Raw genomic sequence first — 15,071 nt, 5'->3', positions numbered from 1 at the left:
TAATTCTTTACGGTCTTGGTGAGTAGGAGCTTATATACGGCTTACTCTTTCCATTGCAATAGAATTTTTCCAATTTTACTCATTTTGCCATAATCCGTTTTTTTTACGAATCTACCGTCTTAACATCATAAAAAAAATATTAATTTTTTATGAATCACTCTATTCTGACATTAGCCGTCAGTTTGAATTGAAAGAGGCAGGCGGTGAATCTGACTGAGTTTTCAAGCTTATGCATTTTTGAGCATATCATACTCAAATTCTTCTTCTCTTAATTTTTCTCAAGTTCGTGGATTTGTCAGCACTTACTTTAATTTTACTCTGTCTAGAAAAACATGATGCAGCAAGTTGTAGGCAGCCAAACTCCATTTGTGCATTCAAAAAGCTATTATTCTAAGTTTCTTAAAACAGAAACCTCTTCTTTTTTATCACTTATCTTCTTGTTTTCCTATAATCAAAAACTTTTTTCTAATTATGAATACATAAAACATGTATAGTAAAAAATCTACTTCAAAAATAACATTTACATCTATTGGACACCTCATATCTCAAAAAGAGTTTATGAGTGTCTGAATTAAATTTCATAAGCTTATTTGTTTCAAAATCATATCCATATCCTAAAAAAAAGATTTATTTAATTGAAAACCAAACAAGCACTAAGGCATTAGAAATTCTATAAGAAAGGCCCATAATAAAATTTTGACTAAAATAAAGCTATTGCCTAAATCCAATTGTAATGGTGCGCAAGCAACAAATTTTAACAAGAACATAGGCTCATATTTAAGATAATATGTTAAATCAATAACTTTCGCTCCAATAAAATAGCAATTAATCTCTTTAGTTATCACATAATCATCAGAACTGTACCTTAAATTATCATAATATTTAACCTTAAACAGAGAAGGCACAGAAAATCCAGAATAAGCACTATTATTATGCAGGACTAATCCAATCCCAACATTGGGGGGAAATTCATTATTTAAATTATTACTAAATTCATAGTCATCATCTCCAATATTGAATTTAGAAAAATCTATAGAAAAAAGTTTGCATTAGCCTTTAATCAGAAAGACAGCTCAAAATCGTACCGCAAAGGAATACTATTAAGAGAAATCAATAGAAATATCATTTTGAAGAGCAGTATCAATTTTATGATTCGCAATAGACAAACCAATCCATAATCTCCTACTTTAATCAACAGGCGCATTAAAAGACATGCTGTTAGTTATGGGTGCACCATCAAATCCGACCCATTGATTTCCATGAAGCGCAGAAACACTAAAAACATATCTAGCTGCTCTATAGGCAGGATTAATATTTACAGTATTAAACATATACTGTAAATATTTAGAATCCTGCTGAGCTAAAGCAAAATTTGAAATTAGGCCAAAAGCTAATTGAAAAAAAATAACCTTGATATTATCATAAAAAAATTAACAACTAAACCACCCTGCACAGAAAGTGCAGAGGTTTGTTTTGAGGAGAGACTGAAAGTCTCTCCATTTTAAAAACTTATTTGAAAATATTATCAAAAGTCAAAGATTATATTTTTTCGCATTACTAAAGTACTGCAATAAATTGCAGGATTTTAAACCCCGAACTGAGGCCAGTAGAAACTTTGAAAAAAAAATCAAAATAATTACTTTAATATATATAAATATCCCGTTTTTTCAATTTGTCTGCTTTCATTCTCTCCCTCCTTCTTATAATCATACTTTAAAATATAGAAATACGTACCCGTAGGCAGCATATTACCTCCTGATATAGTGCCAGTTCCTTCTGAAATTCCTTTGAAAACCTTTTTTACATTATCATACCCATCAGCATGATAAACCCTATTTCCAGATCTATTAAAAATTTCAACTGTATTATTTGGATAACATTCTATACCCTCTAAATAAAACACTTCATTTTTATTATCTCCATTAAGAGACAGACCATTAAAAACATTAACATAACACGAAACATTTATTTTCTGCGTAAAACTTGAAACATTTCCACAAAGGTCTGAAGCCTTCCAGGTTCTGACCAGAGTGTAATAACAATTTCGTTCGCCTTCTTCTTTAGTTTCACTATAAGATATATTTACATCACTACAATCATCTTTTGCACTCAAATCAACTGGCTCAGGAACTTTATCACAATCAACAGAAATATCGTGAGGCAGATCACCAATAAAAACAGGTGCTTGCATATCTTCAACCGTTATTAACTGTTTAGTAGTTTTAGTATTGCCATTCGCATCAGTTATAAAAAACTCTCGAGTAAAGCTTCCTGTATTAGCACTGCAGCCACCTGAAATTTGCCCATCGATGAATATAACATTTACCATACCGCACGAACTTTCAATTATTGGCTCACCAGTTGAAGAAGGCAAAAGACTATCCGTACAATTAACAACAGCCGATGGAGGGCTCTTCACATTTAGAGTACAGCAAAAAGGAGCTATTCCGTGTAAATTAAAATTACTACAGCCATTTGCCTCCTCGAAATTAATATCATAATCAATTCCAGCAGCAATAATATCAGATGTCCAAACATTATCCTTCCATATACCCGCACCTCCATTTCCTGAAATATTAAATACGCCAATTCCACTAAAAGTAACCACAACCTTGTAACCTAAACCATCTGGCGAACAATCAGTTAAAGTCTCTCCAACTTGATGAATTTTATTAAGCAAAACATTCTGATTCACCGTTCTGATATTGCCATTACCGTCATCAAATATCCAGCTCACTACTGTAGTGCCCTGTGCGGTGATTGGAAATGCAGTGTCCGTGGTTCCCGTAATGGTTCCTGCGCAGGCATCCTGCGCCGTTGGAGCTATAGGCGTAACTGAACATTCACCTGTAAGATCAGACAGTACAGGAGCTACAGGAGCCTGAGTATCTTTTACCGTTACGTTCTGAATGGCCGTCGAGGTGTTACCCCTGCCGTCATCAAATATCCACACCACTGCCGTGGTGCCCTGTGCGGTGATTGGAAATGCAGTGGCCGTGGTTCCCGTAATGGTTCCGGCGCAGGCATCCTGTGCCGTTGGAGCTATAGGCGTAACCGGACATTCACCTGTAAGATCAGACAGTACAGGAGCTACAGGAGCCTGCGTATCTTTTACCGTTACGTTCTGAATGGCCGTCGAGGTGTTGCCCCTGCCGTCATCAAATATCCAGCTCACTACTGTAGTGCCCTGTGCGGTGATTGGAAATGCAGTGCCCGTGGTTCCCGTAATGGTTCCGGCGCAGGCATCCTGTGCCGTTGGAGCTATAGGCGTAACCGGACATTCACCTGTAAGATCAGACAGTACAGGAGCTACAGGAGCCTGCGTATCTTTTACCGTTACGTTCTGAATGGCCGTCGAGGTGTTGCCCCTGCCGTCATCAAATATCCAGCTCACTACTGTGGTGCCTTGTGCGGTGATTGGAAATGCAGCGCCTGTGGTTCCCGTAATGGTTCCGGCGCAGGCATCCTGTGCCGTTGGAGCTATAGGCGTAACTGAACATTCACCTGTAAGATCAGCCAGTACAGGAGCTATAGGAGCCTGCGTATCTTTTACCGTTACGTTCTGAATGGCCGTCGAAGTGTTGCCCCTGCCGTCATCAAATATCCAGCTCACTACTGTAGTGCCCTGTGCGGTGATTGGAAATGCAGTGGCCGTGGTTCCCGTAATGGTTCCGGCGCAGGCATCCTGCGCCGTTGGAGCTATAGGCGTAACTGAACATTCACCTGTAAGATCAGACAGTACAGGAGCTACAGGAGCCTGAGTATCTTTTACCGTTACGTTCTGAATGGCCGTCGAGGTGTTGCCCCTGCCGTCATCAAATATCCACACCACTGCCGTGGTGCCCTGTGCGGTGATTGGAAATGCAGTGGCCGTGGTTCCCGTAATGGTTCCTGCACAGGCATCCTGCGCCGTTGGAGCTATAGGCGTAACTGAACATTCACCTGTAAGATCAGACAGTACAGGAGCTACAGGAGCCTGAGTATCTTTTACCGTTACGTTCTGAATGGCCGTCGAGGTGTTGCCCCTGCCGTCATCAAATATCCAGCTCACTACTGTAGTGCCCTGTGCGGTGATTGGAAATGCAGTGCCCGTGGTTCCCGTAATGGTTCCGGCGCAGGCATCCTGTGCCGTTGGAGCTATAGGCGTAACCGGACATTCACCTGTAAGATCAGACAGTACAGGAGCTACAGGAGCCTGCGTATCTTTTACCGTTACGTTCTGAATGGCCGTCGAGGTGTTGCCCCTGCCGTCATCAAATATCCAGCTCACTACTGTGGTGCCCTGTGCGGTGATTGGAAATGCAGTGGCCGTGGTTCCCGTAATGGTTCCGGCGCAGGCATCCTGTGCCGTTGGAGCTATAGGCGTAACTGAACATTCACCTGTAAGATCAGCCAGTACAGGAGCTATAGGAGCCTGCGTATCTTTTACCGTTACGTTCTGAATGGCCGTCGAAGTGTTGCCCCTGCCGTCATCAAATATCCAGCTCACTACTGTAGTGCCCTGTGCGGTGATTGGAAATGCAGCGCCTGTGGTTCCCGTAATGGTTCCGGCGCAGGCATCCTGTGCCGTTGGAGCTATTGGCGTAACCGAACATTCACCTGTAAGATCAGACAGTACAGGAGCTACAGGAGCCTGAGTATCTTTTACCGTTACGTTCTGAATGGCCGTCGAGGTGTTGCCCCTGCCGTCATCAAATATCCAGCTCACTACTGTAGTGCCCTGTGCGGTGATTGGAAATGCAGTGGCCGTGGTTCCCGTAATGGTTCCTGCACAGGCATCCTGCGCCGTTGGAGCTATAGGCGTAACTGAACATTCACCTGTAAGATCAGACAGTACAGGAGCTACAGGAGCCTGCGTATCTTTTACCGTTACGTTCTGAATGGCCGTCGAGGTGTTGCCCCTGCCGTCATCAAATATCCAGCTCACTACTGTAGTGCCCTGTGCGGTGATTGGAAATGCAGCGCCTGTGGTTCCCGTAATGGTTCCGGCGCAGGCATCCTGTGCCGTTGGAGCTATTGGCGTAACCGAACATTCACCTGTAAGATCAGACAGTACAGGAGCTACAGGAGCCTGCGTATCTTTTACCGTTACGTTCTGAATGGCCGTCGAGGTGTTGCCCCTGCCGTCATCAAATATCCAGCTCACTACTGTAGTGCCCTGTGCGGTGATTGGAAATGCAGTGGCCGTGGTTCCCGTAATGGTTCCGGCGCAGGCATCCTGTGCCGTTGGAGCTATAGGCGTAACCGGACATTCACCTGTAAGATCAGACAGTACAGGAGCTACAGGAGCCTGCGTATCTTTTACCGTTACGTTCTGAATGGCCGTCGAGGTGTTGCCCCTGCCGTCATCAAATATCCAGCTCACTACTGTGGTGCCCTGTGCGGTGATTGGAAATGCAGTGGCCGTGGTTCCCGTAATGGTTCCGGCGCAGGCATCCTGTGCCGTTGGAGCTATAGGCGTAACTGAACATTCACCTGTAAGATCAGACAGTACAGGAGCTACAGGAGCCTGAGTATCTTTTACCGTTACGTTCTGAATGGCCGTCGAGGTGTTGCCGTTGCCGTCATCAAATATCCACACCACTGCCGTGGTGCCCTGTGCGGTGATTGGAAATGCAGTGCCCGTGGTTCCCGTAATGGTTCCTGCACAGGCATCCTGTGCCGTTGGAGCTATTGGCGTAACCGGACATTCACCTGTAAGATCAGCCAGTACAGGAGCTACAGGAGCAGTTGTATCCACAACCGCGGCAACATCAGTTAAAATACCTGAGCATCCAGCATTACCGTTAGTTACTTTCACTTTAAAATACATACCTTTTATCAAAGGAATAGTACCGCTTAAAGGAATCGTTAATTTACCACCATTGCCACTGCTAATAATAGCAGGAGAAAATGAATTTCCATTTGAATCTAATACCTCATAACTAAATTCTGGTTGAGTATTCAAAATATTTATCGCAGGGCTAGAACTGGTGCATAACTCAATATCTTCAACAATTAAAGATAAAATAGGATCAGCAGTAACTTTTATTTTAACACTGCTTGTTAACGGCGCCGTCTGAGCACACCCTAATGAACTATTAAGTGAAAAACTGGCAGTATAGTTTGTTGTTGCAGTTGGGAAAACAGTCAATGGTGAACCTGTTCCAACAATCTGGCCAGAATCATCTGTCCAGGTAATAGTATACAAATCAGAACCAGCATTAAGTCCAACCAAAGTTGAAGGGCTTCGGGGACAGACAGTTTCATTAAGAGCTTTTGCAACAGGCGAAGTCGTTACAGACGAAACAGTAACATTCTGGTTATAACTCACACATTTATCCTCTGCCTTAACAAAATAATCTCCTACAGGCACATTAATAAAATCATATCCCAAAACAGGGCTATTAACTGCAAAAGGCCCTTGTAACGGCACTGATGGATTTGAAAAACTGTATAAAGAAAAACTAAGAGGATAATAAAATGATCCCCCAGCTTGTACACTTATGATACCTGAATTTAAATTGCTAACATCACAAAATGACGTTGAAGCGCTTAGAGTCAAATCTTCATGCGGATCAATTTTTATAGGATGGGTATATTGGGCATAACCAACTTTACCCGTTGCAGCCGAGTAGTGATCTGCCGGACTAACAAGCTCATCGGCTTTTACATTAGAAAACTGCAGCACAAAATCTCCGGTTGGCAAATTCTGAAAAGAACCGGCAGCCGCTGAAGAAGTGCCTGATGTTGAACTCGTTGCAACAAGCGCGCCTAAGCTACCAAACCCATTATCTTTAAACAGCCTAACCACAGGTGTAGCTGCCAGTCCGGTATTTATCGGATTTAAATTATAATCTATCGCATTAGAGTTCGAACAACCAGAAAAAACATTATAAACAGGGCTGTAGCTAGCTGCCTTATCCAGAGTAACATCTATGATTCTTGTTAATCCTGTAACAGGAGTGCAGCCATCAGATATTTCAACTTTATAATTCCCTAATGGCAAATCACTTATTAAAGTAAGACCAAAACGAGCTGATGCAACAGTTCTTACAATAGGAAACTTAATATTATAGGAACCAGCCATCGAAAGCGGATTTAAAGGGTTTATCGACAAATTAGTTTGTCCATCGGCTCTATAAATTTTCATTGTAATAGGATTACTAAAATCCGCGTTAGTCTGTCGAATTCTTATAGAAGAAGTTCCCTCAAGCACAGAAGTCCCCTGATCCACTTTGAAACTATCTAACGGACTACCAGTAGCAACTGTAAAAATTCTTGAGGCCGAATGACAATTATCCGATGCCGTTATTCTATAAACACCTACCTGAGAAACAATCCACAATGTATTGGCAGACGCTACAAAACTTGTTAATTCATTAGTAACATTTAAAGGATTATCTGCGGGATAAACTCCGACTGGAGTAACTTCACTTCCAGTAAGAACCTGCCATACGTCAGGATTTGTAGAAACTTTCCTTTCAAAAACCAGCGTGTTCTTATTACAAAAATAAATATCCCTATCAATAATTCCTGAAGATGTGACATCTCTATCTCCAAGAACTTGAAGCTGGTATTTAAAAGAGCACGATAAAGGATCATAAACCGTGGAAACGCCAACATTCATAAAAGAATTATCCATGCTCACAGTGCTAGTTCTGGTAAGAGTATTACATCCATTATAAAAATTTGTTGTAACCGTCAAACCATCCGCCAAAGGCGGATAACCCGGCAAGGAAGAATCATAAAAAAACCTTTTAGAAATAGAATCCCAACTAAGATTGTAGACAGTACCTGCAATAGTTATAGTGGCATTTCCTGGCTGTTTTAAAATGTTAAGCTGATCAGTTGTATTATTTATAAGATTAATGAACATTTTTGGCGAATTGCAGTTGCCACAATCCCTGACAAAATTATATGCCCTGAAATCAAAACTAAGCGGCGAATTTGTATTAGTCAGAATTTTAGGAGTCTGAGTACTAACTGCAGAACAGGCTGGCGATCCGTTAGCTAAATCCGTAACTGTCACGGTAACAGTCTCCCCCCATTCATTCCATTAAAAGTATGGGTCCTGTCAGCTGAACTTGCACCAGCAGTTGTAAATGTCTGACTTCCTAAAGAAGAAACCACATCATATTTAAAAGGTCCTATACCTCCAGTGGATATATTTACCGTTAAACTTCCATCAGGAGTATAACTTGGTGCATCACTCCGGCAAGTAGGTGCTGTACTAGTGGTTTTAAAACTCATTGGCACATAACTTGATGTTACAGAAACTGGGTTACTGGGATATTGAACGGTAGTGACACCATCAGATAATGAGACATTATAACTTCCCGCAGATAAAGAATTAAACACAACATCGCCTCCATTTGCAGGTACATTTAATATAACTGGGAATCCCCCAGTTGTCTTAACTATTTGGGCAAACCAGCCGCCGCAATTCGATGAGGCAGGGACTTTTACCACTAAAGATGCATTCGACGCGCATGTGCCGGCAACCACAGAAACCGAAAAATTAGTATTACACTGCGAATAAACAATGTCAGCCACCAAAACCAATAAAATCCAAAAATACTTTTTCATATTCAAAATTATTACTGTGGCAAAGTTACTCTTCATTGTTTTTTTTATTTTGTTTTTATGTATAATGATTAGTACCATTTTTAATATATTAAAAACAAACAGGACAAATTTAAAGAGCCTATATTAAAGCATACAAGACGCAATAAAAGACATAAAAACCTAATAAACAGTCAATTGACAACTAAAAAAAACCTAAAAAACATTAATTATTGTTACCAGCCTTTTATTACCGTCTAATAGAAAAGAACTGCTGCAAGCTATCAATACAGTTTTCAGTATGAACATCAAAAAACTACTGATAAAGAGATAAAATCAAACGTTTTAAGATGGACATCCGGACACAGATCCTTAAACTATATTTGAAAAAAAGTGCAGACTGGATATCTTTAAATTTAAAAGCCAAGCGATTGCGGAATAAGTTAATTCTATCCTCAAACTCCTATTTTCTAATAGTATTTTTCAGCAATGTATCTGTCAGCAAGCGAATCTGAAGCCAAAGCAATTGCTCATTTTTCGCAGAATGGGAATGCCAATGAAGATTATATTATAAAACACCTGCCTTTTAGCCAGTAAGCTGTGTTGGCGAGAAATCTATTTTGTGCAATCACCGTAACAGCAAAACAAATCTTTATATCACAGAAATAAGATAAAAAGGATTAACCAATTGGACTGTCAGATATGAAATAAAGACCGTGAATAGCCATATAAAATCGAGCCATATTGGATAAAAGGAGCCTCATAGAGGGATAGAATCTTCTCTTGAAACTGATAACGCGAAAGAGACATTCTTTATTCAGAATAGACAGAGAATTGTTTTTGGGCAATTTTGCCATGTTCCACAGACTGCAAAACCAACATACTGATTAGACCTGCATTGATTCGATCGCTGGATCATAGGCAATGGTTGCAATTCTAAAACGATCTGCAATACAGGCCAAAAGCAGAAAGGATACTGAAGCCATTCAACAATTATATAATATAGGTTACCCTATATTGGAAAATAAATTATATCTGCACTTAAGAACGTCCCTAGAGCAGACTAAGGGATTATCAGGTTATAAGCACAAAACTCAAAAGATCGTTTTCAGATTACCGCCTGCCATCAAACCACGAAGCATCTGCTAAGCACAACGGTCTAGATAGACTGCCGCTGCTGGACGAAAGTGATTATTATCAACAAACTCCTTTACAAATTATTCTTATCCGTAATTTAAAAATATGATCTTTATCACTTTTTCAAATGATTTCGATCATTTTTAATCTTTATATTTTCTTCCAATTTTACCAGTAAATTACTTATTAATCTTTCTGATTTTTTTACTTGTTACATTGGATTTTTTAATAGAGATAATATAAAAAATAAAGCGCATTACAAGAGCTCCTAATCTTCAATAATAGCAGGACACAAATCATATAAAGAATAGGGATGCTCATTTAATTAATGCATGAGAAAAAAACCGAAGCAATTTTCAGATTAAACTTAAAAGCCATAAAGAATCAAGCTCCCCTTAAGCCACTGTCACTAGCCAGATATTGCAGTACTAACATAAAAACCAATTCCTATGCTGATTTATACTTACTTTTTCGTTGTATGCTCTTTTTTTTTCATCCTAATGGGCTGCTGTTTTCTTTTCAAAGTAAAATTAATCAATTATAAAATCTATGGTCTCTTCTGCTTAGTTATGGCCTATAGTTCATTTATAAATTTTCTTCTCTTTTCTAAAACATTATGGCTATTTCCTAATCTATACAGAACGTCTTCCCCTTTTCACTATCTGTTTGGCCCTCTTACTTATTTTTTTGTATTATATACACTTGAGCCAGACAGGCCTTTTAACAAACTATATTATCTCCATTTTATTCCATTTATTGCAAATTTTTGCGAATTGGCTCCTACCTTTTCGCTCTCCATTAGTGAAAAACTGGCCATTATCCAAACGATTACAGATAAGAACATGATGCAATACAGTCTGGGATTTTTAAGTGTGCAACAGCATATAATTATAAAAAACATTCTTTATTTCATGTACTGTTTTTTTTCTCTTAAATTATTGTTTCCAATCTTAATAAAACAAAGCAGATTATTGCCCTCTAAAAATAAGCTGGTTTTCTCCTGGCTTATTTTTGAAACATGCTCAAAAAGTTTGCTAATTATTCTTGGCATTTCCTTTGTGCTGTTTAATAATAACTGCATTCCATATTTAGGGGGGCAATTCAGAAATTTTTTCTATGGATTTGAAATGCTGATCAGCATGTTTTATTTGATTTTTAATCCAAAATTATTATCAGGGATCAAATGGATTTCATCTACCAAGCAGGACACGATAGAAATATGCAGCAAGAAGAAGAGACAAGATGAAGGGATTTTAAGAGAATTAACTAATTTCATGGAGCTTAATGAAGTTTATAAACGAAAAATAACTATTAAGGATGTTTCGGAATCCTTAAAAATTTCAAATGTCAAACTGGCAAGAATAATCAATGAAAATTATGATTTATCATTTACCGATTATGTTAACAATTACAGGCTTTTTTCAATTGACAATCAAATATTAGAAAAAAAACACTTAGTGTATTCTTTTGAATACATTGCTTACGAAGCAGGTTTTCAGTCTAAAAATGCTTTTTATGTTGCTTTTAAAAAGTTAAGAAATACGACTCCAAAAAAATATTACAACCATTGAATTGGATATGCCGACTTAATAGGAAAAAGAAATGCAAGGCTACTCTTACGTCTGCTGTTTTTAACAACAAGACGTCCGATTAAGCTTTGAGAAACTGATCAGGCTGAAACTTCTGAATTCTAGACAAGGCATTGGAGAATTACTAAACCGGCCTATTGCAGCAATGCAGTTTGACTTTTCCAGTTTTTGTTGTGCAGCCCCTGAAAACAATATGGATCAGGATTACGGACTGATTGCATGACTTTAATATATATATTCAATTATTTGTGAAGTAAAAAGTCAATGGCTAAAATCGACTTATTCGTAATTTTTAAGACTTCTAAATGCTAAAACATAATTGGCAGAAATTGCAAAAGCAAAGAATCTGAAATATAAGTCCTGGCATGTGCCGCCTAAATAATAGGTTGCATAAAATACCAACATTTCCGTCGACAGCCAATTTTTATCACAAACCGGATAACCAGTTCATGAAAAAGCATAAAAACAAGCATTATGGCACTTACAAGATTTAGTGCAAGCTGCCAATTAACCCAAGCGCCACTCTCTAATTATCAAATATACATTATAACTATAAAATAAACCCTAAACCTGTCTGGCCAACTGATCCAAAGTAAGCAGCTATTCGTTTTTAATTTGCAAAAACACCTTTAACACAATCTTTATCAAAACCTTATCTGCTTATCCGATCTGAAATCCCAATATAAAGCTGGCTTAATGCCAAAAAACTCATTGGAAGATATAACCTGCTCTGTCTTAGAAATAAACTGTTTAATTTGGTCTATAAAATCTGCATTTTTTTTCTTAACAGAACACAAGTCATCTCTGCTGATATTGCACAAAGCAGTTAAAAGTCATTGCGTTTTTCTTTTTCCCCCATAGAATTATTTACAAAATTACTATTCTTAATATTCATACAAATGGTTTCAATCAAATCAAACTCCTCATAAGGTTTTGTAATATAATCATCCATGCCTGCTTTTTTGCATTTGTCAATCTCGCTTTTAAATGCATTGGCTGTAAAAGCAATTATAGGCGTTTGCAATTTCAAATCCTTTCTAATTTTCTTAGTGGCTTCTATGCCGTCCATCTCAGGCATCTGAAGATCCATTAAAATAACATCAAAACTTTTAGTTTTTAATATTTCTATGGCTTCAATACCATTCACTGCTTCCGTAACCAAACAATTGAAGTGCCTCAGTGAATTATTCGCAACCATTCTGTTTATCCCATTGTCCTCAACCAGTAAAACATTAAGTCCTGAAATATCAACATCAATTTCATTTTTAATTTTTTTTATGCCCTGAACATCTCCCTTTTCTAAATCGACAACAAAACTAACAGTAGTTCCTGTACCTTTCTCGGTTTTGACATTAATCTCACCATTCATTAAATGAATCAGTTCTTTAGTAATAGCCATACCTAATCCGGTGCCTCCGAATTTCCGTGAAATTGCGATATTTTCCTGCGAAAATTTATTGAAAATTTTTTTTGCGTAGCCCTGATCCATTCCTATACCAGAATCCGTAACAGAAATCTGCAGTCTCTGCCAAGATTCGGCATTTCTAAGCACTTCACATTTCAGTAATATTTGGCCTTTACTTGTAAATTTCAAAGAATTTCCAACGAGATTAAATAATATCTGCTGCAATCTTACAATATCTCCTTTTAAAACACTATGAACATCCTTGGAAATCTCTATGATCAGTTCTAATGATTTTTTCTTTGCTAAAGGATCAAGGACATTGACAACATTTGAAATTACATTTTCAAATATAAAATCTTCTGTTTCAAGTGACATTTCACCTGCTTCAATTTTAGAAATGTCTAATACATCACTTATAATTGACAACAAATGTTTTGAAGCTAAAGCGCTTCTCTCCACATACTGTCTTTGCAATGGGGTTAAGTTCTGGCGCTTCAGTTCTCTCAAAAAACCGATTATGCCATTAAGGGGAGTGCGGATTTCATGGCTCATATTTGCTAAAAAAGCTTCCTTGGCTTTGGAGGCTTCTTCTGCCTTTAATCTTTCCTTCTCAAGTTCGGCCTCCATCCGTTTTTGTTCAGTAATGTCTAAGTGAATTCCGATAGATCCCACTAATCTTCCCTTATCATCATAATTAGGCGCCCCGCCAACTGCCCACCATCTTAATTCTCCCTTTTTATTTTTTACCGGTATTTGATAAACATCGGATATGCCTTTTTTACGCAGTTCAATTTTAGAATTTAATCTTTCAATGCCTTCTGCGAAAAGAAATGTTTTGGAAGCATTCAGTCCAATTAATTCATTGATTTCAAATCCTGACATGTCAGCAAAACTTTGATTGGCAAATTGAATAATTTCATTGTTGTCAACTTCGATAAGACCTAAATTCATGTTAGCAAGAATGTTGCGATACTTTTCCTCCTGAACTTTTAACTTAATTTCTGTTTTTTTTTGCTCTGAAATGTCCTTTATAAAGCAGCAAAAAAACACTTCTCCATTCTGCTCTAGCGGTATAATAGATATCTCAGCAGGAAATTCCCGTCCATTATTATTAATGGCCCGAAATTCTATCTGTCTATTTAAAATAAACCCCTTGCCTGCATCTTTAAAATATCTTAATCTTTGTTTGTGTCCATCCCCATGTTTTTCTGGAATTATAATCTCATCTAGTTTCTTTTCTAAGACCTCTTCTTTTTTCCAGCCAAAAATAACTTCGGCCTGATTATTCCAAAAAGTAATTCTTCCATTTATATTAACGGTAACAATGGCATGAAACGAAGAATTTATAATAATACTCTTACGCTCTTCACTTTGTTTGAGTAAATTTTTATCTTTAATGCTTTCTGTTACATCAGTAAACTTCCAAAGATGGCCAATGCATTCATTTTCAGCAAAAATAGGTGTATAATCTCTTTCAAAAAAACGGCTGTCGACTGTCTCAAGCATTTCATGTGCCACACTTTTTTTATGAGACATAACTTCAATAATCCTATTTCCATATGATGCTCCATCTTTAAACAATACCTGAGTATGATTTATATATCCATCTATATTCTTTCCAGTCATAAGATCAGGATAAGAATTGATATTTTGCATATCACATAAATACTGGTTCAAATATAAAATATTATTATTACTGTCTACCACCAGAATTCCAGACTGCAGATTCTCCAATAACGTTTTTAAAAACTGAACAGTTTCTTTTTCTTTTATCTCTGCTTTGCAATGGGCAATTTGTCTGTCAATATATTTTGCATTAAAAGGAAGATCATTTTTCTTTTCCCGATTTACCGGCAAATAATCTTGATCTGCATCACCGCTGCATTTGCAAAGATTTAAGCTAGATTGCTGCTTTACCTTATTTCCATACTCCTGCTTCCCTAACATTTCATTGTACACTTTTTCTGTTTCCTTAAGTGCAGGACTCTTTGAGCCCTTTTCTTTTTCAAAGGACCAGTAAGAGCCATTAACTGCTTTTATAAAGGATTGGATAGATGGATCTTCCTGAAGATCGGAAGGCACAATGTTGTTAAGCTGGTTACGTAAAAGCTTATGAATATCCATAATTAATCTTTTTTAATTAAAACTGCCTGATTTTGCATCATTTTTAAATACATTTAATGCCTTTTAAAGCTCACTGAAGCTAATAATGCAGGTCCCACATAATTAAGCCTTCAAATCATTGCAACTTTTTAAAGCTTAAAAAGAATCATACAACGCCTCAGTAAAACCGGAATTAGATTCTTTAAACTACAGTGATTTCATACATTATTATCCTAAAATTGAAGATTTGTCGAATCCTTATCGAACTCCTTCAAGATTCCAACTCGCCTTAA

General features: G+C 37.8%; 7 protein-coding genes. 1 reads left to right on the top strand and 6 read right to left on the bottom strand.

Going from position 1 to position 15,071, the window contains the following annotated elements; genetic code table 11:
• Nucleotides 1-507: 507 nt before the first annotated feature.
• The 5 genes from M0M44_RS23890 to M0M44_RS11190 all read right to left on the bottom strand — a co-directional run bounded on the left by M0M44_RS23890 (nt 508) and on the right by M0M44_RS11190 (nt 8,568).
• Nucleotides 508-627 (bottom strand): type IX secretion system membrane protein PorP/SprF, encoded by a 120-nt coding sequence (locus M0M44_RS23890; protein ID WP_420842782.1) that lies wholly within the window; start codon nt 625-627, stop codon nt 508-510.
• A 26-nt stretch (nt 628-653) separates the two neighbouring features.
• Nucleotides 654-1,034 (bottom strand): type IX secretion system membrane protein PorP/SprF, encoded by a 381-nt coding sequence (locus tag M0M44_RS23885; protein ID WP_420842781.1) that lies wholly within the window; start codon nt 1,032-1,034, stop codon nt 654-656.
• 153 nt (nt 1,035-1,187) lie between these two features.
• Complete coding sequence (locus tag M0M44_RS11200; RefSeq protein ID WP_256469816.1) at nt 1,188-1,379, bottom strand: type IX secretion system membrane protein PorP/SprF; 192 nt, start codon at nt 1,377-1,379, stop codon at nt 1,188-1,190.
• 257 nt (nt 1,380-1,636) lie between these two features.
• Nucleotides 1,637-7,858 (bottom strand): T9SS type B sorting domain-containing protein, encoded by a 6,222-nt coding sequence (locus tag M0M44_RS11195; RefSeq protein ID WP_248729829.1) that lies wholly within the window; start codon nt 7,856-7,858, stop codon nt 1,637-1,639.
• A 149-nt stretch (nt 7,859-8,007) separates the two neighbouring features.
• Nucleotides 8,008-8,568 (bottom strand): hypothetical protein, encoded by a 561-nt coding sequence (locus M0M44_RS11190; RefSeq protein WP_248729828.1) that lies wholly within the window; start codon nt 8,566-8,568, stop codon nt 8,008-8,010.
• A 2,252-nt stretch (nt 8,569-10,820) separates the two neighbouring features.
• Between M0M44_RS11190 and M0M44_RS11185 the strand changes: the two genes are divergently transcribed.
• Entirely contained in the window at nt 10,821-11,252 is a 432-nt protein-coding gene (locus M0M44_RS11185) for a helix-turn-helix domain-containing protein (RefSeq protein WP_248729827.1), read from the top strand.
• Between the two features lie 844 nt (nt 11,253-12,096).
• Here the strand turns inward: M0M44_RS11185 and M0M44_RS11180 are convergent.
• Nucleotides 12,097-14,799: a PAS domain-containing hybrid sensor histidine kinase/response regulator gene (locus M0M44_RS11180; protein ID WP_248729826.1), complete on the bottom strand. Its 2,703-nt coding sequence runs from the start codon at nt 14,797-14,799 to the stop codon at nt 12,097-12,099.
• Between the last annotated feature and the right edge of the window lie 272 nt (nt 14,800-15,071).

The organism is Flavobacterium humidisoli, from assembly GCF_023272795.1.
Taxonomy (GTDB): domain Bacteria; phylum Bacteroidota; class Bacteroidia; order Flavobacteriales; family Flavobacteriaceae; genus Flavobacterium; species Flavobacterium humidisoli.
Note: the sequence above shows the minus strand (reverse complement) of the source record. Positions and strands in the feature narration are given on the sequence as shown.